The following is a 19863-nucleotide window of genomic DNA, read 5'->3' as shown; positions in this document are numbered from 1 at the left end:
GAATAGCTTCCTTAAGAAATATACATCATCGTTACCGCAGGCTTTTAAACTGTTACCGCTCAGGGCCTTAAGAGTAACGTTACTAGCTCGCATGGTAACGTTTACCACAAATTTTTATTAAGCCAACTCACTTAAGAAGCTATTAAGTTTTTGTTAAATAACAATTTTTCCTTTATGGCACAGCATGTGCTCTATCTAGGGCAAGAGCAAGGGCATAACAATAATAATAAAATGTCAGCTCCAGTGGCCCAATAATAAAAATAATAAGGGCTGCAAATGGATCAGTTTGGTGGTTGATCTTCCTGAAAAGGAAGATGTGATAAATAACAGGGATGACCGCAAATAAAGGAATAAATAATTGCAGAGTCACATAGCCGGTAAATTAATCTGTTTGTGAAGAACCTCAAAGCGCAGCTTGTTCAAGCTGCGCTTTTTTCTCCTCAATAGAGTGATTTTTGCCTGTGTATATTTAAGGAAAAAACTGTGTTCCTTCACGAATAACTTGTGGATGAGCTCTTTTTTCCCGTGCCTGCGTTTCGAGAATATCCACTACTTCGTGTTAATAACTTCCCTGGTGCCTTTCATATCAGCGTTTGAAGGCAGTTTTCTCATTGTTGGTAACTCTTCTCTAATAAATTTTCGGTCATTCTGTCAGGGTGCGTGTTTCTCACGATGTGAAATTTCCAGCAAATTTTCATGAAAAATTGCTGTATGTTTTTTATACATTTTTGCCTTTCATAGCTCTCCAGAGACTTATCTTACCCATTTACACAGGATGTAAACGCTTTAACACAACCTATCCACGTATTTGCTCACATATTCTGTGAATAAAATTTAGCTAGAAAGTTATCCACAGGAAACTGTTTGTTTCCAGTAGACAATAAGTTAGTAACAGGGGAATAGCTTGTAGATTGGTTGTTGTGGACAAAAAAAGGCTCCCTGACGGAGCCTTCCATGGATGTGTGGATAACAGCGCTTTTTCAAGAGGGTGATCTGCCAGAGTCAATCCTGATCTTCATGCTTCCAGGCAGCAATCAATTCTTTCTGAGTCGTAGCGGGAACAGCTTCATAGTGGCTGAAGCTGAATGAGTACTGGCCTTCTCCTCCGGTTAGTGCTTTCAACCGGTTACTGTAATTGCTGACGCTGGAAAGTGGTGCGCTGGCCAGAATGGTCAGATCATTATTATTTCCAGCTTCGGTGCCGGTCACCATTCCACGAGAACTGGCGAGATCACCGGTTATATCGCCCATACATTGTTGTGGAGAACGAATCTCCATCGCAACGTGGGGTTCAAGAATCACAGGAGCGGCCTGTTTTACTGCTTCAATAAATGATTTTTTGCCCGCAGTGGCGAAAGCAATCTCTTTGGAATCAACCGGATGGTGTTTGCCATCGTAAACAATGACTCGGACATCATGCAGGGCATAACCAGCAATGGCTCCTTGCTTGAGAACTTCCCGAACGCCTTTTTCTACCGCAGGAATAAATTGTCCGGGAATAACACCGCCTACAATTTCGTCAACAAATTCAAACCCGGCACCACGCTCCAGTGGCTCTATACGCAGGAAGACTTCGCCAAACTGCCCGGAGCCGCCATTCTGTTTCTTGTGACGATGATGGCCTTCAGCCTTTTTAGTGATGGTTTCACGATAAGCAATGCTGGGTTCCGAGGTGGTAACTTCCATATTGTAAACAGCAGCCATCTTGTCCATGACGGCTTTGAGGTGAAGTTCACCAAGGCCAAGAAGGACTGTTTCGTTCTGGCGTTCTCGGAACTCGATGCGCAGACCTGGATCTTCTGATGCCATACGCTGAAGAACATCAGACATCTTTTGTTCATCACCCTGATGAGCGGGGGCAACAGCAATACTTGCCATTGGTGTTGGGAAGTTCAGAGGACGCAGATGGAAATGATCTTCTTCGTGGGAATCATGCAGTACTGCGTCGTAGAACAGAGAATCTGCTTTGGCGATTGCGCAGATATCTCCAGGACCAGCTTCATCAATAGATAAATGTTCACTGCCTTGAAGTTTAACCAGATGAGTGATGCGCAGAGGTTTTCGTCCATCACCAACGAAAAGCTGGCTACCATTGCGAACCTGACCCTGATGAATTCTGAAGATGCCCAGTTTGCCCATGAAAGGATCCATGGTTAGTTTAAATACATGGGCAACAACATGATCGTCGGCAACGGGACGAATCGTAATCTCTTCTGCCTCTTCCCCTTCGCCTTTTATAAATAGTGGAGGGTTGCCTTCCAGAGGTGTTGGCATAAGTTCTGACATGACGCGCAGCAGAAGATCTATACCTGCACCGGTTTCTGCGGAAGTAAAGCAGACAGGAACCAGATGGTTCTGGCAAAGAGCTATTTCAAAGGGGTGATGGAGCTGTTCAACGGTGATGTTCTCGCCCTGCTCTAGGTAGAGTTCCATCAGTTCATCATCAACTTCTACAACCTGGTCAACGAGATTGCTGTGTGCTTCTTCGATGGATGAAAAGCTTGTATCGATAGTTTCATCAGGATTGAAATAGCAATCAGTTACCAGCCCGGCTTCTGTGGGCAGGTTAACAGGTAAACACTCAGAGCCTAGAGATTCCTGAACATCCATCAGAACAGATTCAAGATCATCGGCTTCGTCGACGTGATTGATAATCACCAGTCCACACTTATGGCGCTCTTTTAATTTCTCCCAAGCTTGTCGGGTAACAGGTTCAACACCATTCTTTGCGTTAATAACCAGAGCTACTGTTTCCACGGCAGGCAATGCCGTCATAGCTCTACCAAAAAGATCGGGATATCCGGGAGTATCAAGCAGGTTAATACAGCAGGTGGAATTGGGTATGTAAATCAGGGAGGTTTCTAGGGAGTGTCCAGCTTGTTTTTCTAGTTCGGAATAATCTGATACTGTGTTGCGCCCTTGTATTGTCCCGGGCGCTGATATGCTGCCGTTGTCGTGAAGCAAAGCCTCGCAAAGTGTGGTTTTACCACTACCCGCATGGCCAAGCAGAGCAATATTACGAATCTGGTCGCTTGTGTAGCCGGCCATCACCTTCCCTCCTGTTCGAGTGAATTATGTGAGTTGTGACAGGTAACGCTGATGATTCGGAAATTACTAAGGTCAGTATATGGAGGGCGAAGTGTTGAAAACTTGTTCCCGGTCAATGGAATGGATTAATTCAGGAGGGCACGCCTTCATAAATGAAGGCGTGATAAAGTGAACAGCAGAAAGTAATTAAGGTGCGAGACGTTCAATGTCCCAATCATTATTATCTGTTTTCTTGTAGCAGAAACGGTCGTGTAATCGGCTCGGGCGCCCCTGCCAAAACTCAATTTGCTCAGGTTTCACTCTATAGCCACCCCAGAAAGAGGGAACAGGGACCTCTCCCTGTTTAAACTTGCGCTTCATCTCATCCATCTTTAATTCCAGCATTTTACGGCCGGTAATCACGCTGCTTTGGTGAGAAACCCAGGCTCCGAGTTGGCTGCCATGGGGGCGGCTAAGAAAATATTTCATGGTTTCAGCCTTGCCGATTTTTTCAGCCTGGCCGCGAATAACAACCTGTCGCTCAAGCCCCAGCCAGAGAAACATCAAAGCAACATTGGGGTTGCTCTCAATATGCTGTGATTTATTGCTGGTGTAGTTGGTGAAGAAAACAAAGCCTTTGTCGTCGTAGTACTTCAGAAGAACTGTACGCAGGCTTGGTTGTCCGTCGGCGGATACCGTAGCAAGGCTCATGGCATTCGGTTCTGCAATCTGCATAGCCTGGGCCTGCTCAAACCATTTGGTGAATTGCAGTGTAGGGGTAGGAGCAAGAGACTCTCGGCTTAATCCGTCTCGGGTGTACTCTTCACGCAGGGCGCTAAGGTCCATAGCAATGGTATCCAGTCCAACTTCTGATTTTCAGATGATGGCACTGTTACTGGTTTTTATAAAGAACAGTCACCGCAGATGTTACCGGGTGTTACCTTGCTTGTGGTGAGTGTTACCTATAACTGGGGGTAATGTGTAACTGCGAACAATTTTCGAAGTGAGAAAAAATTAAGTGTTTGGTTAACTGTTTGATTTTAAAGGTTTTATAGAAGTTGGCATGCAGGCTGCTATTACTCAGGCACAATAAAAATAAGAAGTTCGACTAATAATAAAAATAATAAAGTCAGTTCTTGCCGTAAAATAAAAATAATAACGGCGTACGAACGGATTGTTTTGGAAGATGCTTTTTTGTGGCAAAGCGGAAGCAGCAACCAGGTGTTTTAAGAGAGATCGTTTAAACGATCCGGAAAATGCAGGGAGCAGGGAGGCAGGCAAGCCATTAACCGCACATCTTATAAAGCAATCCGCTTGAGGGAACGTTAAAACGGAGCCAATAGGCTCCGTTTTTTTATGTCTGAGTTTTATAGCTCCACATCGATAAGAACAGGGTCGTGGTCACTGCAGCTGAATGGCCCTGGTGACTTTGGCAGTGTTCCAGAGTATTGAGAGCTGTATTCAAACAATGAGTTCTCCAGCGAGTTGATATGCCAGTCGATCACATTTTTGGTTTTGGCCGCCAGTGAGGGGCTACCCAGCGCGTGGTCCAGACTGCCAAGCTCGCCATCGTAAACATAGCTGTAGGCTTTATCTCCATGAAGCTTGCGGGGCAGTGAAACATACTTGTAACCCTGAGTTATGGCATCGCCAGGGTTGGGGAATGTTTCCCCTGCCACGGGGGTTGGGAATGCTGCAGCGGAAGACGTTTTTACAGTGCCTTCTACTTTGTCGGCTTCAAGAATGTATACAGGATCTTCCAGTCCATAGGCGTTGTAGTCACCAAGAAGGATGACATCTTCATCGCCGTAAGTTGCCTTAATGTGTTCACCCAGTCTCACTGCGGCAGAAACCCTCAGGTTGTTACAGCAACCCTGAACGCCAACATCATCTTCATCGGCAGGGTCATCTTTGCAGCCACTGCAGCGCTTGGACTTAAAGTGATTTACGACTGCGGTTAAACATTTTTCAGCATTATCCTTCATGCAGAACTTCTGCACGATGGAGTCACGTTGCCCGATAATCGTTCCATCTGTTTTTGTTTCTCTGGGCATTTCCAGAACAGTCAGTTCTCCAGAGGGAGTAAAAACAGCTGGGCGATAAATCAGTCCAACGGAGATAGCATCTGTGCCGATATGTGATCCGCTGGAAGGATAAACAAAGGCATAGTGTTTGCTGGAATCTTCTTCCTCATAGTTGAGGCTGGTGACAAGGTTACCAAGTGCAGACAAAACCTCTTTGCCATTGTTGCCTACTTCCAACAGTCCGATGAGATCTGAGTCCATCCTTCGAATGGCCAGAACAGTTTTATGGCGTTGCAGGGCAAAATCGTTGGAGGAATCTGCTCCCCTGCTGTCCATGCCGGAAGGGAGAGCTGGCGCTCCTTCTACAACATCGTTGGTGAAGAAGTTGAGAAGGTTCAGCCCTGCTATGCGTGTTAAACCCGGCGCACGGGTTGCCGGAGCATTGATTCTTATAAACTCTTCATCTGTAGAGGGAACAACCTGATCATCCGACCAGGGAGCAGTTGGGTAGAAGAAGTAGTCACCATAGCCGTACCCAATAACAACAGGAATATCCTTAACCTGAGTACCAACTCTCAGGGGGTGCTTGTAAGGATCAAATTGAGGGTAATACTCAATTTCTCCATTGGTTTGGCTGAGAACCGATTTCAGAACAATACGGTTGTCCTGATTCTGGGTGACCAAATTGGAGCACTCTGTTGTGCCAGGGCGATAGATTTGCGAAGGCTTGTACTGAACGGTTTTGGAGAGAAATAAGTCGTTCTGGCGGCTGTCATAGTTATAGCTGTAGGACTTGCTGATTGTGCCGGAGAACTTCACTTTCATCCCTTCATAAGGTTCCATGCTGCCAGTGCTGGATTGCCATTTTTGCAGGACTATATCTGCAGGAAGAGTTCTCTCTTTTATAGCAAGATTGTGTGAACCGGCAGCCTTGCAAACTTTACCGTTTTCCAGCTCTTGAATACGTGTTTCGTTGTAGGCCTCAGCAACTTTTCCCCGGATTCTTACCAGATCATTAACTGCAATACCGGCAACGGCCCCATTAACAAAAATGCCTTCCGATGTGGCTTCATTGTTGTCTTCACGATCCGCTGGTTCCTGAATAAAGAAACCATTATTGGCAACCAGAGTCACGAGGCCTTCCATGGTTACAATGTTGCCAGCTTCAGGGCTTGCTGATCCAGTGCCTTGAACGGTATGAATGGCAGTAAGAGTGTTACTTGAGCAGTCAACAGGAGGAATCGGGTTTATAGGACTGAAGCTGCCGAACTGACTGATAAGGTCTGCTGGAGGTGGTGATACAGTGATTTCTATAGATTCCCACTCAGCAGGATCATAGGATGTACTCGGTTGAGGCTGTCTGCGGCGCAGCAAGCGGTCTTTGGCAAAGTCAGTACCACCGGTTGTGCCAATCATGTCGATGAGAGTGGTTCCTTTAAGGATTTGAACTGGATCATTACCGTTGAAATTGGTTAGTTTGGTTTCCGTTACATTGGCTTTGTCTTTTACCTCCTGCTTAGCACTGTTATGAACGAATACCAGTGCTTTGTTTGGACCAAGGGTTCTGAGGCTCTCACTAATGGTTGTCCAATCGAAAATACCACTTGTAGAACTGCAGTCACCGTTATTGCAGCGCTTAAGGGTGTATTGCGTCAAATCCAGATTTTCAGTACCCGTATTATAGATTTCCAATGCCTTGTCGTAGCTTTTACCTTCGAGATATTCGCTGATGATCAGTTCGGCCTGTACTTGGCAAGTAAAAGCGAAAAGCAGAAAAATAGTTGCGCAATATTTGGCGCAGGTGTGAATGGTTTTCATGATCTGCACCTCTTAAAACTCATAACGAACCCGGCCAAAAAAGCCGACATCGGTGAAACCGTCCCGCCAGATACCAGTCACATCAGCGGTGTAGGTCAAATCGTTGTGCAGGTAATCAAGTCCGACCTGACCAGTCAGGGTGAAGCGTTCTTTATCGGGAGCTTTCACCTTGATAGTCGGGCTGGCACCGATGGTATAGCGGGTATCAAGCTTGTCATCTTTTAAGTCATACCAGCCCATAACACTGGCGTGGGGTTGTATATGATTCGGTAGAACTTCAGAGACATATTCAACGCCGGCTCCAAGCTCAAAGGCGGTGGCATCAGTATCTTTGATTCTTTCATCCAGGTATGGACCTTTAAACTTGTAGCTTTCGGTATCGGCGTAGGTCAGGTTGATACCACCAACAATAGCCAGAGGAACAGTGTTGCGAAGCAGTTCGGAGTTTTTCAGTAAAACCTGGAGGTTGAGCAGGCTCGAATCGTATTTGGCTTTGTGTTTAACACCGTTTACGTAGCGCTGAGCTTCGTTATTGGCAAAGCCATAACTGAACTGGCCTCTCAGCTCACCATACTCTGTAAACATATTGCGGTAGAACGTGAGCATGTACAGGTCAGAGTTCAGCTTGTTACTGCTCTTCTTGTACTTAACTTCTGAGTCTACAGCGGTGAAGGCAATACCTGCTGTTTCATCAGAATCTCTTAGATGTGTATCAAAGCCGATAGTAATTCCCTTTTGATCACCATCGTAACCAAGGTCGTCTTTGTCTTTATCTTGGTCACTGTCATCCGCATGAAGTTGTACCCAGAACCCCTGAACAGTGTCTGCACCATCACCTGTACTTACACCGGTAGACGACAGCCGAGTGTTAACGCGGGTGGCAACATTCTGGGCACTGTTCTGCAGCGTTGCTGAACTTGTTTGTGTGGCCGGGGTCAGCTCACGGGATAAGGCCTGCATAGCTGCCGGATCATCCCCCGCCTTCATAACCAACTCCAGTGTCGCTGTAGGAGCGTACTTAATAGAGTTCACCACAGCCGTGCTCTGGTTACCTGAAAGGCCGGATTTTCTTAATTGCTGGTCAAGTTCCTGGTCTGATTTCAGGGAAAAGGTCGCTGCGTACTGGTTCTCTACAGGTTTCGAAGTTGAGGTATTCACCATCATATTGTTGCTGGTGAGTGTTGCTGGCTCGCCACTGAGAGTACCAGCTGTAAACAGGGTATAGGGTGTATCCATCTTTGGATTGGACACAGAAAGGGCAACTTCGCTTTCTGTCCCAAGGGTGAGGCTTCCAGAAGCTGTTACATAACCTGCTGATGGTGATGTGGCCGTGTCCAGATTCAGACCTATCTTGCCATCAACTGATACTGTGGTTGCCGATAGTGGATGAGTGAGGTTCAGCTCAGCCCCTTTGGCAACAGAAGCGCTATCAATGTTTGCTAAGCGACCGTGAACTGTACCGCCAGTAATATCAACAACGGCTTTACTGTCTGCATTACCAATAATTCCGCCGAGAGTTGAGCCTTTTTCCTGTATATAGGTCAGAGCATTGGTTGCTTGTGAGAAGTCGATAGCAACCGCTGATGATGATTTAGCAGATACAGTTCCCTGGTTAACTAATTTTGCAGTGATGTCTCCAGCACCAAATATTGCTGTTTTGCCACCTTCGACTGTTCCCTGAATGGTTATTTTTCCATCGAATTTCGCATAGCTTGTGCCATCAACAACTTTACCGAGTCGTATACCAGTATCCTGACCAGTAATACGGCTGTTTTCTAGAAGTCCAATGCTTAGCTTGCCACCTGAATCTGACGACGTTAGCTCACCATGAGCCAGCGCGATGCCGGTTTTGCCACCGGTGATAGTTCCATCAATAACAATTGAATTGAATTGATATTTAGGCAGTGCTGAAGCGATATTAATATTGGTTGGTGAACCAAAACTGATTGCGCCATCAAAAAGGTCTGTTGCTGTTGTTGAAACAGTACTGTTCTTGCTGATTACTAGGGCGTGGCTACCGGGAGCGTCGCTTTTTAATAAATCTGGTGTTGAGGTGTAAAGAATTGCACCACCCTGTTGGCCAGAAACCGTCCCATTTATGCTGAGAATGCCAGAGGAGTTCCCATCAATACTGATAGCTGGAAGAAACTCTGACTGGGTTTGGACTGTCCCGTTAACAGTGAAGGTATATGTGGCTTTAGCTGATACTCTTGCAGCATGTTCAAACTCTGACGACAGTGTACCAAGTACATTAACAGCTCCCACAGAGGAATCTGGCTGCAAGTGCAGCGCTGTATACTCCGCACTAACAGTTCCGCCTTCCTTTATATCAAGGTTAAAAGCAGGGCTCTTTCCACTTATTCGAAAAGCTTCGTTTCGGGTCTCAGCACTGACTGAGCTGGTGATATCTACAGTTCCAGATGTACTGGCGGGAACTGTATAGAGAGGACCTTTGCCTGACTTGGGGGTAGTAATAGAACAACTGCCGTTTATCGTGCTCTGGCATTCTTCAGCCAGTGCACCTGATGCCTGAATGGCAGCGCAAAGCGGCAACATGCAGGACACAAATGATCTGTTCATTGGGGTTACTGCAGCTAATTGCTAAGGAAAAACAGCAGACAGAATAGACATAACCCGCAGGTGTGGTGGGGAAAAAGAGGAAACCTGCTGATAAATCGAAGTGTTTATGTCAGCAGGTTATTTATAAGTCTTTGGTTATGTAATTTAGAGCCAGTCGGTGAGCATTATCCCAAGGCTGAAACGGCTGACACTGGCGTTATAGTCAATCAGGCTTTCACCATAACCATTAAAGTACTGAACATAGCCCCGTAGTTTGTTCTTGCTGCTTAATGGGAAAGACCAGCCTAGCTGTACAGCCCCTTTATTGTCTGAACGCAGATTGTTGCGCAGCATCATACTGATGTTGTGCTCGCCCAACTTGTAGAACATGCTGGCTTCACCATAGCCCAGGTATTTGGTGATATCCGGGTTGTCATCACCATCGGCATCGTTAGGTGATTTCTTCTTGTCTTCGGGAATACGCCACCAGGGTTTCAGGTGGAGGTAGAAGTTATCTTTCTCGAGCAGTACGGATGCAAATACGCGGTTCCAGCTTCGTGACAGTTCATCACTGCGACCGTTAGACTGATGGTTAAGGCCAAACTGAATGTTGCGAACCTTCATGCCAAACAGATCGAAATCCGTTGCCTGCGTGTAGAAAACTTCCGGTTCATGGTTGGTTTCACGGAAGGGGCTGGAAACATCTTTGTTGTAGGCCTGCCACCAGGATTGGTTGGTGTAGGCAACGTAGATATCTCCTTTATTTGAAAAAACACCTTTGGCAACAGCCGCTTTCAGGCTCAGTTGGAATTTGACTTCCATCTTGTCGTAGTTAGCGGTTCTATTTCTGAAAGGTTTCCAGTTTGGTTTGTCATTGTAAGACAGTGGAAGAACATAGTTCTGTCTGTGTGGCGAGATGACAAACAACTCGTCCCGGGTTTTCCTTTCAACGGCAATTCGGTTTTCAAAAGGAGTTGGCTCGTCATCATCATCATCTTCTGCTTGCGAGACAAGCTCAGAGTGAGAGCTTTGTGCAGAAGAGCAGATAGATTTTATTGTGGCTACAGTTGTTTCAGACGTCGCCTGTTCAAACTGTTTCAGAAGACAATCCTGATAGCTGTCTGCGAACGCTCCTTGAGCGGGTAGAAGTGTCAGGCCGCTAAAAACAAACACGAAATACCGGATGGCTTTGCTTGTAGTCATTGGTGTTTATTTGTTTATTGTTAATGCGCCGGATTATTGCAGCCTTTAATCGTGGGAATCCAGCTATTCAGTCAACTCTTGAGCAATTAGTCCCATAAACTCTTGAACCAGTCTACAGCCCCTTTGACCGGTGACTTTACGGCGCAGGGCGCACTTTCAAGAGGTTGGGAACCTTTAATAAATGGCAGCGAAATATCATCGTTGCAACCTTCACCACCCAGCAGACCGGTTGTACGGTCAATGCTATAGAAAGAGACGTCAGGTGATACTGGCGGCGTTAAAGACTGTAATGGACGTTTATTCATGAAATCAGTCCATACCCGCAACGCTCCACTGCTTCCACTGTATTTGGTTGGGCCATTATCATCTCTTCCCATCCATACAACAGCCAGAGTGTCGCCGGAGTAACCTGAGAACCAGCTGTCCCGGCGATCATCGGTTGTTCCAGTTTTACCTGCGATTCTGAGAGAGGAACGCAATACACGGTAAGCACTTCTACCTGTCCCTTCGCGCATGGTTCTTTGCAGGGCAAAGTCTATCAATTCCACTTGGGCTTTAGGGAAGGCTTCTTCAACAGAAAGGCTGTATTGACTTAATGGTTGACCATAAGCATCCAGAACAGCATCAATGGAGCGCAGCGGAAGACGATAACCACCGGATGCCAGAGTCTGATACATAGCGGCAACTTCTACCGGGCTTAAATCCAGAGAACCAAGTAAAAGTGATGGATAGGGTTGAATAGAACGGCTCAGCCCCATGGTTTCCAGAGTATCAATAACCGCAGGCAAGCCAACATCCATCCCCAGTCGTGCAGTGGCCTGGTTATAGGATTTCGCAAGTGCCAGGTAGAGCGGCACATCTCCGTGGGAACGTTTGTCATAGTTCTTGGGTGTCCATTCCCGGCCACTTTTCTCTGTCAGGGTAATTGGTTCATCTTTTATTGGAGTGGCGAGGGTGTAGCGTGATGGTTTTGAAAGTGCTGCCAGATATACAGCAGGTTTGATCAATGACCCTATTGGGCGGCGGGCATCAAGGGCGCGGTTAAAGCCAGCAAAGCCTGCATCACGACCACCAACAATCGCCTGTACTTCACCAGTTCGGGAAGACGTAACAACCATTGCTGCTTCCAGTTCATCATCTTTCCCATCCAGAGTGCGAGTCAGCTTTTCAACGCTTTCCTGAGCCTGCTGCTGAATAATCGGATCCATATTGGTAAATATGCGAAGACCTTCGCTGGTTAGGTCGGCATTTTTATAATCCTGCCGCAGCTGGCGTTTCACTAAATCGATATAGGCTGGGAAAGCATTAGCCTGCAAACGTTCTTTGGAAACCACACCCAAAGAACGTTTTTTCGCACGAGCGACTTCTGACTCAGATGCGATCCCATATTCTGCGAACATATCCAGCACCAAGTTACGGCGGGCTTTGGCTCGTTCGGGGTAACGTCTTGGGTTGTAGTAGGAAGGCCCTTTCACTATGGCAACCAGTAAGGCCTGTTTGGAAAGGTCAAGCTCACTGAGAGGACGGGCGAAATAGAACTGGCTGGCAAGAGCAAAGCCATGAACCGAACGCTGACCTTGCTGGCCCAGATACACTTCGTTCAGGTACGTCTCAAGAATCTGGTCTTTGCTGTAATGAAATTCCAGCAATAGAGACATAAAGGCTTCTTCGATCTTCCGGGTAAAGGTTCGCTGGTTAGAGAGATAGAAGTTCTTCACCAGCTGCTGGGTCAAAGTACTTCCGCCCTGAACAATGCCTCCGGCCTTAACATTGGCAACCATTGCCCGGGCAATACCTTTGGGAGAAACGCCCCAGTGTTCATAGAAGTCCCGGTCTTCAACGGTGACCAGACCTTTGGTCAGGGCTGCAGGAACTTCTGCCAGACGAACAAGAACCCTGTCTTCATAACTGGCGGGGTAAATCCCTCCCATAACCTGCGGATCAAGGCGAAGTACCGGGATTTGCTGGCCGCCAAGGTTTGTCAGGCTGGAAAGAGTATTCCCTGAGATCGAAATACGAACTTTCTGAGCATCACGAGTACCATCAGGAAACAGAAAACCACGAACATAAATTTCAAAAGTATTTCCGGCACGGGAGAATGTGCCTGGGCGGCTGATCCTTTCTACCGGTTGATAACCCTGCCGCCGCAACTGAGATTGCAAAGTTTCGGGTCGAATAGTCAGGCCGCTATAAAGTTCTACCGGGCGGGCGTATACCTTGGCGGGAATGGCCCACTTCTTACCATCAAAGGTCTGGGTGATAACGCCATCGAGATAAACCAGCCATGATGCCAGTATCACAAATCCACACAGCATTAATTTGAAAATCAGGCTCCATGAAGGAAGCCAGCGTTTTATGCCGGTTTGACTCTTTTTCGCCTTTCTGGATTTGCGCTTGGGAGAGGTCGATTTTCTGGTAGAAGGTCGTTTTGCCATTGCCGGATTATATGTATCCCTGTTGCGCTCTGGAACAACTCATGTCAATTCAGCCAACTCTTTATATTCTTCGTCTATCATTACAGTGTTAATAATGACTAACTGTTCTATCTGTATGCAAAAGGATTTGCCTTGATGGAGCTGATCGAGATGAAAAACCTCGGCAAGACCTCGGTTCAGTGGTTGAATGCCGTGGGTATTCACAGCCCCGAACAATTAAAAGCTGCCGGAGCCGCAGAAGCCTACCGTAAGGTGAAAGCGCGTGGATTCAGAGTATCCAAAGTTCTGCTGTATGCACTGGAAGGTGCCTTGCTGGATTCCCACTGGAGTGAACTCAGCCAGGAACATAAAGATCGCTTGCTACAAGCCGTCGAAGGACCTGCTGAACCCTCAATGTAAAATTTCTTGAAAAAATCCCAAAAAAGATTTGCGAATGCAAATGAGAATGATTATTATTTGCCGCAGCTGACTGACTATCAGCTGCTGATATTTACCGGCGATGGTACCCCAAGGCCAAAGCAGGCAAATATCTCCTCATCAGGCAATTCACGGCATTCTCCCCGGTCTCCACCGGGGATTTTTTTGTTCTGGCGTTTTTGTTTTGAGCCTGCAGGAAGGGTTACTGAAACATTGCCCACCAGATCACTAGCACAACCAGCCCTGGTACAAAGAAGCCCACAAGAGCCCCTGACTCTCTGTCTCCCCCACGTTTTTCGGTCACTTCACCTAACCACCAGGTGAGCCCGAGCCAGCCCACAACAGCGGCAAAGATTCCTACCCACTGTAACAGTGATAATTCAGAAAAAAGTGCCAGCAAGTCCATAGAACCTTACTCCTCCCCATAATTCGAATATTTCTGTGGGATACCAAAAAGCCCCTCCAAGTATGGCAAACACGTGCCATATCGCTGGAAGTTCGACTAAAAGAGAAGAAAAGGGTTCAAAAGAGTGGAATGAAAGGATGGATTCTGCCGAAAAAATGTCAACAGAATCCGGAAGGTGATGGGGAATCAGGGCTTTTTCAGTTGCCTGTTTTTAAACATTGCACAGTAATCCGGGCGGGGAACACCTTCTGTTTCCCAGACAAGATCATATTCTTTTTCCAGAGCCGGATAATCATCAACAGGGCGTTCAATCATGCCCAGAGACTGGATGCGGGCATCAGGCTTGGAGGCGCGAAGATATTTGGGCACTCCAATGTCTTTACGGGCATGCCAGCTACCAGCCAACAGCACAGAGCCACTTCTTACAGAAAGCATACTGGCAGCCATACGAGCATCTCTTGCGACTTGTACCCGCAACATGGATTCCTGTCGTGTTCTGTCTATATGGCCGCAGTGGGATTCTTTGAACTGATCTTTGTGGATTTTCAGGCCTTCTTTCCCAAGAATCTCCGTGCCCACACGCTGTGGTTGTTCACGAATAATTGCCAGCTCGCTCTTGTTGAGGTTCGCCGCTTTGATGGGAATACCTTCTGAGATAGCCCAGATTACAATGGGACCGTATAGGTTCCAGTCCCAGCCTTTCTCCCACTGCAATACCTGCTCAAGGCCGTAGTAATCGGTAATCTTTCGGCTAATGGCCATGTCCACATCAGCCTGCTGGGATGTGGTGAGCATTTCCATTGAGATTTGCTTTAGCCAACCGCGAGCATGGAGTTCTTTCAGAATATCAAGCTGAAGGTTGTGATGTTCTGGATTGTCGTGTTTTTCCCCAAGAATGATGTAATCACTTTGGGCGAGCTTTCCAGTCAGGTCTTCAAAAAAATCTTCATAAGCACCTGGCTGGTTAACGGTATTGTAAAAAGGCATTGGTGGCGGTGGTGGCTGAAGTGGTTCCAGCATCTGCTTTGAACAACCGGCTAACGTAAACAAAAAAAGTGCGCCAGCAATTGCACCGGACTTTCGAGTGATCATTAAATGGCTCCTGCCATGAAATTTTTCCCACTACATTAGTAGTCAGTGTAGGCAGCTCTCAGGCTGCCACCACAAGGGGATATCCGTTTACCGGGTGGGGAATAATGCAGACATCAATATCAAGGAGTTGCTTCAGCAACTCCGGTGTCAGAACTTCATGGGAAGTTCCTTCCGCACGAACCTTGCCCTCGCACAGCATTACCAGTCTGTCGGCGTATTGGCTGGCAAGATTCAGGTCATGAAGAATCACAACAACAGCAACATTATTACGGGCAAACTCTTTAGCGATACGAAGAGTCTGATGCTGGTGGGCAGGGTCGAGAGCGGATGTTGGCTCATCAAGTAACAGCAATCGTGGACCTGACTCAGGTTCATCCCAGATCTGGGTCAGAACACGTGCCAGATGAACCCTCTGTTTTTCACCACCAGATAAAGTGGTGTAATCACGCTCTTTTAAATGTGTGGCATCGACCAACTCAAGAGCTTTTTCTACAACTTGGGCGTTTTCTTCCCGGCTGGAACTGCAGGGAGATCGCCCCAGCAAAACAACTTCATTTACGGAAAAAGGAAAGTTAAGGGAAGACGACTGGGGAAGAATACCCAGCATCAAAGCCCGCTCGCCTAAATCCCAATTATTTACTGGCTTATCATTAAAGACTACCTGCCCGCTATCGGCTGGCATTTCATCGGTAACCACTTTGAACAGAGTCGATTTTCCAGCACCGTTCGGGCCAAGCAGAGCGACAACTTCACCGGGCTTTGCGGTAAAGGAAACATTATCCAGCAGCAGGCGTTCACCACGACGAACGGATACACCCTGCACATCAAGACTGATACTCACATTATGCTCCATGCTTAACCAATCCTGTTTCTTTGTTGCCAAAGCAGTGACATAAAGAACGGTGCTCCAAGAAGAGCTGTCACAATACCAATGGGCAGTTCTGCCGGGCTGATAACAACACGGGCAATTACATCGGCAAACAGAAGCAGGGAAGCTCCCAGTAGAGCAGATGCAGGCAGCAGGTAACGGTGGTCAGGACCGATGGTCATACGAACCAGGTGAGGAACAACCAGACCAACAAAACCAATCATGCCGGATACTGAAACAGAAACACCAACACCCAAAGCGGTAAGAATAATCAGCCGGATTTTCAGGTTCTGAATATTGTGACCAAGATGGCGAGCTTCGGATTCACCCAGCAGCAGGGCGTTCAGTCCTTTGGCCTGACTTACCAGAATAATCTGGATGCCCAGCAATACAGGAACGATAAACGTTAACTGTTCCCAGGTGGCTCCACCCAGACTGCCCATTTGCCAGAAGGTCAGGTTGCGGAGCATAGTGTCGTCGGCAACATAGTTCAGTATGCCCATGCCCGCGCCACTCAGTGCTCCAATCGCTATACCTGCGAGTAGCATGGTAGCAACAGAAGAACCGTGGGACGTGGTACCGATCTTATAAACCAGCAGAGTGGCACCAAAACCACCGAGGAAAGCCAGGAAAGGAACAGTGTAAACCTGTAACACAGAAGTCAGGGCAGCAGGCAGAAAGCCAATAAGAACAATGCCCACACCAGCACCAAGAGCTGCGCCACTGGAAACACCAATAATACTTGGGTCAGCCAGAGGGTTTCGGAACAAGCCCTGCATCGCGCCACCGCAAATAGCCAGGGTGCTACCTACAATGGCGCCAAGGATTGTTCGGGGCATACGAATGATTTCAACAACCATCCATGCCTGACTTTGTTCAGCTGTGTTGGGAACGTCCAATCCCAGCCAGCTTTTCAATAGCCCGATAAAGTTCTCAAGGGAAACTGGTACGGCACCAGTAATGATTGATAGTCCGATTATCAAAGGCAACAATACCGCTAACCCTGCGGTAAACAACCTTGCCCTGCTTTCTCTGTCCATTAGTTCTTCACTACTGCCTTAAGGTTTTCTGGTTTGTATAGCTGAGTGGCAAGTTTCAATGCAGCTTCGCCTACTCGAGGCCCAAGGCCGCCCATGAGGATACTATCATCAACAGTCAGAATCCTTGCGTTCTGACCTGCAGGAGTACCCTGAATGCCCGGAAGAAGTTTCAGTGCCGCTTCTGGCGAACCTTCTTTACGCAGAGTGCTCTGGCCAATCAAAATGACATCAGGAGCCATAATCAGCAGGGATTCAGCAGACACGGGTTTGTATCCGGAGAATTTCTCTTTAACCGGATTCACGCCACCGGAAAGCTCAATCAGTGTATTCACCGTAGAGTTGTTACCTGCAAGAACAGCAGTACCGGTGTGCGCCATCATGAAAATAACTTTCTTGGGCTTTTGATCCTGGGAAAGCTCTTTGGCAGAAGCGAGTTGCTGTTGGGTTTTATTCCAGAGATCTTTGCCTGCTTCTGGTGTACCGAGAATTTCTGCGAGTTCCTGGATACGGATCTGCAGAGTTTTAACTTTTGGCCCACCGGGAAGAACAGTAACACGCACACCTGCCTGTTTCATCTGATCAAGAACAATGGGGGGCCCCATTTCTTCTGTACCAATAATATGATTCAAGTTCAGGGAGAGCAGGCCTTCGGAAGAAAGGCTTCTGTGATAACCAAGCTTTGGCAGTGCATTGACCGGTGCAGGAACACGGCTGGCAGCATCTGTTGCGATAACCACATTGCCCTGTCCCAGTGCGTACACAATTTCTGTTACTCCAGGGCCAATGGTTACCAGACGATTCGCATCTGCTGTGGTTTCGGCAAAGCTGGCAGCAGGCGCCAGCAAAGAAGCAGCGAAGAATAGTTTAATTAGGTTTTTAATACGCATTTATTAATTCGTTCCATTCTCTTCCATCATGATGCTGGCCGCAGGCCACTGCTGCTTTTGTAAAAAGCTGAGCAGTTGCACCAGTTTTTCCATGGGTACATCTTTATCTCCGGCGATCACAACCTTCAGAGAAGGATCAGCCTCGTGGGCTGACAGTAGCGCGCCGGACAGTTGTTCCCAGTTACTAAACTCTTTGCCATCCAGAGCCCAGCCTCTGCCATCGCTGAACAGATTGATCCCCAGTGTTTTGGGCTCTTCCAGAATCTCTGCTTCTTCCGCGCCAAGGCTAGGCAGATCTACCGGTAATGCCAGTGGAGCTACGTTTACGCTTAGCATCAGAAACACCATCACAATGAATATGACATCAAGGAGAGGTGTAAGATCCGGAAGCAGGGATGGAGCGGCTTCAGTGTTACCTGTAACTCTGATCATGCTGCAACCCGGTCACGCATTGGGGTTACAATCTTCGAAGTCTTTTTCTGATTTGGCTCTGTTACGTCAATACCATCGATCATCAGATTGACATGGTTCAGCACAAACTCCAGACGCCCCAGATAATGGTTAGCCCAAAGAGTAAAGCCGTGGCTGGCTGCAAGGGCAGGAATGGCAATAACCAGACCATAAGCTGTTGTGTACATGGCAGCCCAGAGTCCATCAGCCAGTACAGCAGGAGTCACAGGGCCAGAACTTGCGGCCATGCCTTTAAACATGAAAATCATGCCGAGCACGGTTCCCAGCAAACCAACCATAGGACTGAGCATGCCAATAAGGCCTAAAAAGCGCAGGCCCGCATGCATTCTCTGGCGGTGTTTCAGCAGCCACAGGGAAGCAATTTCTTCCCGGGTGTCTTTGGGGCTGGAGGCGTGATTGAGGAGAACTCCCACACCCTGGTGCAGACAATGTTTTTGATTGCAGAATCGAGCAGCCTGTTCAGGGCACTGGCAGTTGCCGCAGCCCTGATCTTGAAGCTCTTTCATTAGCTTTCTGACTCGAGCTTTGCCCATACCAGGCTGAAGAGCATAAGTCACTAGACGTTCAATAATCAGCGCCAGTGCAACAACGGACAGCCCCAGCAACGGCATACCCATTACTCCTAGCTGATTGAATACCTGTGACAGCATCTGTCTCTCCTGATCTGTTTAGCTGTTAACTATTTCTTAGGGCGAAAAGCACAGGCACCTGCACTTTGGATATAACTGTTGAACTGCCTACGGTTTTGGGCTGGAACGCCCAACGGGAGACAGCTTTTATTGCAGCTCTGTCGAGCAGCGGATAACCGGAAGATTCGATGACATCAACTTCCAGTGTTTCTCCGTTTTCATCTACCAGAACCTCTACCAGTACAGTGCCTTCCTGATTTCTTCGGCGAGACTGTCTTGGGTAGTCCGGTGGAGAAGGAGGGCGACGGAAGGCTGGCTCGGTAACAACCGGTATTTCGCTCAGTCCCTGGTCGGTGCTTTCTACAATTGCTGAAGCGGTTTGGGCAGGCACTGGTTCGTTGGTCTGCTCAACAACTTTTTCGGGTTCTGGTTCAGGTTCTGTTTTTTCCTGAACTATTTTTTCTGGCTTGGGTTTAACCGGTTCGGGTTTAGGCTCTGGCTTGGGTTGCTTAGTAACCTTTGCAACCTTCACTTCGGATTTTTCGACAATAACCGGTTTGATCTCCGGTTCCTGTTTAACAATAGGCTTTGGCTCCGGTTCTTTGGGAGTAACCTTGGGTACTTCAGGAATTGCCTCGCGGGCTACAGAAAAACTCAGGCTGACCGGAGCGGAATATGAGCCGGAATTCATGGTGTGTTCGGGGGCAGGTTCATTATCCCAAAGCGTGAGAGCACCTGCGTGTGCGGCAATTGAAAGAAGCACAACCGTAAGCCCACGGTTCCACCCATGGTCAAAAAATCTTTTGAAAAGTCCCACTTGTATCACGGCAATTGTGCTCTTTAATTTCTGCAGCACTGAATAGAGTCAGTGTGATTTTTATGCACAGTAACACAAATGAGAATGATTTGCATTTGACCTTAATCAAATTTATATTGCGTCACCATCAGGTTCTCCGGTCAGGATGATCGGTAGTGCATGGAGCGGAA

At 47.5% G+C, this 19863-nt stretch carries 15 protein-coding genes; 1 reads left to right on the top strand and 14 read right to left on the bottom strand.

Annotated features, from left to right (window positions below; genetic code table 11):
* Positions 1–1002 precede the first annotated feature (1002 nt).
* From fusA to mrcB, 6 genes are all read right to left on the bottom strand, one after another.
* Positions 1003–3048: an elongation factor G gene (gene fusA, locus ACY2RR_RS20860; RefSeq protein ID WP_490110122.1), complete on the bottom strand. Its 2046-nt coding sequence runs from the start codon at positions 3046–3048 to the stop codon at positions 1003–1005.
* 186 nt (positions 3049–3234) lie between these two features.
* Positions 3235–3873 (bottom strand): pyridoxamine 5'-phosphate oxidase, encoded by a 639-nt coding sequence (gene pdxH, locus ACY2RR_RS20855; RefSeq protein WP_490110121.1) that lies wholly within the window; start codon positions 3871–3873, stop codon positions 3235–3237.
* A 521-nt stretch (positions 3874–4394) separates the two neighbouring features.
* Entirely contained in the window at positions 4395–6869 is a 2475-nt protein-coding gene (locus tag ACY2RR_RS20850; protein ID WP_490110120.1) for an ExeM/NucH family extracellular endonuclease, read from the bottom strand.
* A gap of 12 nt (positions 6870–6881) precedes the next feature.
* Positions 6882–9449: an autotransporter outer membrane beta-barrel domain-containing protein gene (locus tag ACY2RR_RS20845; RefSeq protein ID WP_490110119.1), complete on the bottom strand. Its 2568-nt coding sequence runs from the start codon at positions 9447–9449 to the stop codon at positions 6882–6884.
* Between the two features lie 144 nt (positions 9450–9593).
* Entirely contained in the window at positions 9594–10631 is a 1038-nt protein-coding gene (locus ACY2RR_RS20840) for a phospholipase A (RefSeq protein WP_490110118.1), read from the bottom strand.
* An 86-nt stretch (positions 10632–10717) separates the two neighbouring features.
* Positions 10718–13066 (bottom strand): penicillin-binding protein 1B, encoded by a 2349-nt coding sequence (gene mrcB / locus ACY2RR_RS20835; protein WP_490110117.1) that lies wholly within the window; start codon positions 13064–13066, stop codon positions 10718–10720.
* 135 nt (positions 13067–13201) lie between these two features.
* Between mrcB and ACY2RR_RS20830 the strand changes: the two genes are divergently transcribed.
* Positions 13202–13465, top strand: coding sequence for a TfoX/Sxy family protein (locus ACY2RR_RS20830; protein WP_490110116.1), 264 nt, complete (start codon positions 13202–13204; stop codon positions 13463–13465).
* 220 nt (positions 13466–13685) lie between these two features.
* On the opposite strand, the gene ACY2RR_RS20825 is transcribed toward ACY2RR_RS20830, so the two are convergent.
* From ACY2RR_RS20825 to ACY2RR_RS20790, 8 genes are all read right to left on the bottom strand, one after another.
* Positions 13686–13889 carry a hypothetical protein gene (locus ACY2RR_RS20825; RefSeq protein ID WP_490110115.1) on the bottom strand — a complete coding sequence of 68 codons (204 nt, stop codon included), beginning with the start codon at positions 13887–13889 and terminating at the stop codon, positions 13686–13688.
* Positions 13890–14075: 186 nt separating this feature from the next.
* Positions 14076–14981, bottom strand: coding sequence for a ChaN family lipoprotein (locus ACY2RR_RS20820; protein ID WP_490110114.1), 906 nt, complete (start codon positions 14979–14981; stop codon positions 14076–14078).
* Positions 14982–15039: 58 nt separating this feature from the next.
* Positions 15040–15822 (bottom strand): heme ABC transporter ATP-binding protein, encoded by a 783-nt coding sequence (locus tag ACY2RR_RS20815; protein WP_490110113.1) that lies wholly within the window; start codon positions 15820–15822, stop codon positions 15040–15042.
* A gap of 14 nt (positions 15823–15836) precedes the next feature.
* The gene (locus ACY2RR_RS20810; protein WP_490110112.1) at positions 15837–16889 is read right to left on the bottom strand and encodes a FecCD family ABC transporter permease; all 1053 of its coding nucleotides are present in this window, start codon (positions 16887–16889) and stop codon (positions 15837–15839) included.
* Entirely contained in the window at positions 16889–17776 is an 888-nt protein-coding gene (locus ACY2RR_RS20805) for a heme/hemin ABC transporter substrate-binding protein (RefSeq protein ID WP_490110111.1), read from the bottom strand. The genes ACY2RR_RS20810 and ACY2RR_RS20805 overlap by 1 nt, the downstream gene beginning before the upstream one ends.
* A 3-nt stretch (positions 17777–17779) precedes the next feature.
* The gene (locus ACY2RR_RS20800; protein ID WP_490110110.1) at positions 17780–18208 is read right to left on the bottom strand and encodes an ExbD/TolR family protein; all 429 of its coding nucleotides are present in this window, start codon (positions 18206–18208) and stop codon (positions 17780–17782) included.
* Positions 18205–18897, bottom strand: a complete 693-nt coding sequence (locus ACY2RR_RS20795; protein WP_490110109.1) for a MotA/TolQ/ExbB proton channel family protein — start codon at positions 18895–18897, stop codon at positions 18205–18207. The genes ACY2RR_RS20800 and ACY2RR_RS20795 overlap by 4 nt, the downstream gene beginning before the upstream one ends.
* A 25-nt stretch (positions 18898–18922) precedes the next feature.
* The gene (locus ACY2RR_RS20790) at positions 18923–19567 is read right to left on the bottom strand and encodes an energy transducer TonB (protein ID WP_490110108.1); all 645 of its coding nucleotides are present in this window, start codon (positions 19565–19567) and stop codon (positions 18923–18925) included.
* Positions 19568–19863: the final 296 nt, after the last annotated feature.

It is taken from the genome of Parendozoicomonas sp. 2304DJ65-17 (assembly GCF_058148445.1).
This window is presented reverse-complemented; position numbering and strand designations above follow the sequence as displayed.

Excerpts from the sequence above, each read along its gene's own strand:
- mrcB (WP_490110117.1), bottom strand. The coding sequence starts at position 13,066 with ATGGCAAAACGACCTTCTACCAGAAAATCGACCTCTCCCAAGCGCAAA.
- ACY2RR_RS20840 (WP_490110118.1), bottom strand. The coding sequence starts at position 10,631 with ATGACTACAAGCAAAGCCATCCGGTATTTCGTGTTTGTTTTTAGCGGC.
- fusA (WP_490110122.1), bottom strand. The coding sequence starts at position 3,048 with ATGGCCGGCTACACAAGCGACCAGATTCGTAATATTGCTCTGCTTGGC.
- ACY2RR_RS20850 (WP_490110120.1), bottom strand. The coding sequence starts at position 6,869 with ATGAAAACCATTCACACCTGCGCCAAATATTGCGCAACTATTTTTCTG.
- ACY2RR_RS20810 (WP_490110112.1), bottom strand. The coding sequence starts at position 16,889 with ATGGACAGAGAAAGCAGGGCAAGGTTGTTTACCGCAGGGTTAGCGGTA.
- ACY2RR_RS20845 (WP_490110119.1), bottom strand. The coding sequence starts at position 9,449 with ATGAACAGATCATTTGTGTCCTGCATGTTGCCGCTTTGCGCTGCCATT.
- ACY2RR_RS20820 (WP_490110114.1), bottom strand. The coding sequence starts at position 14,981 with ATGATCACTCGAAAGTCCGGTGCAATTGCTGGCGCACTTTTTTTGTTT.
- ACY2RR_RS20800 (WP_490110110.1), bottom strand. The coding sequence starts at position 18,208 with ATGATCAGAGTTACAGGTAACACTGAAGCCGCTCCATCCCTGCTTCCG.
- ACY2RR_RS20825 (WP_490110115.1), bottom strand. The coding sequence starts at position 13,889 with ATGGACTTGCTGGCACTTTTTTCTGAATTATCACTGTTACAGTGGGTA.
- ACY2RR_RS20805 (WP_490110111.1), bottom strand. The coding sequence starts at position 17,776 with ATGCGTATTAAAAACCTAATTAAACTATTCTTCGCTGCTTCTTTGCTG.
- pdxH (WP_490110121.1), bottom strand. The coding sequence starts at position 3,873 with ATGGACCTTAGCGCCCTGCGTGAAGAGTACACCCGAGACGGATTAAGC.
- ACY2RR_RS20790 (WP_490110108.1), bottom strand. The coding sequence starts at position 19,567 with ATGAATTCCGGCTCATATTCCGCTCCGGTCAGCCTGAGTTTTTCTGTA.
- ACY2RR_RS20795 (WP_490110109.1), bottom strand. The coding sequence starts at position 18,897 with ATGCTGTCACAGGTATTCAATCAGCTAGGAGTAATGGGTATGCCGTTG.
- ACY2RR_RS20830 (WP_490110116.1), top strand. The coding sequence starts at position 13,202 with ATGGAGCTGATCGAGATGAAAAACCTCGGCAAGACCTCGGTTCAGTGG.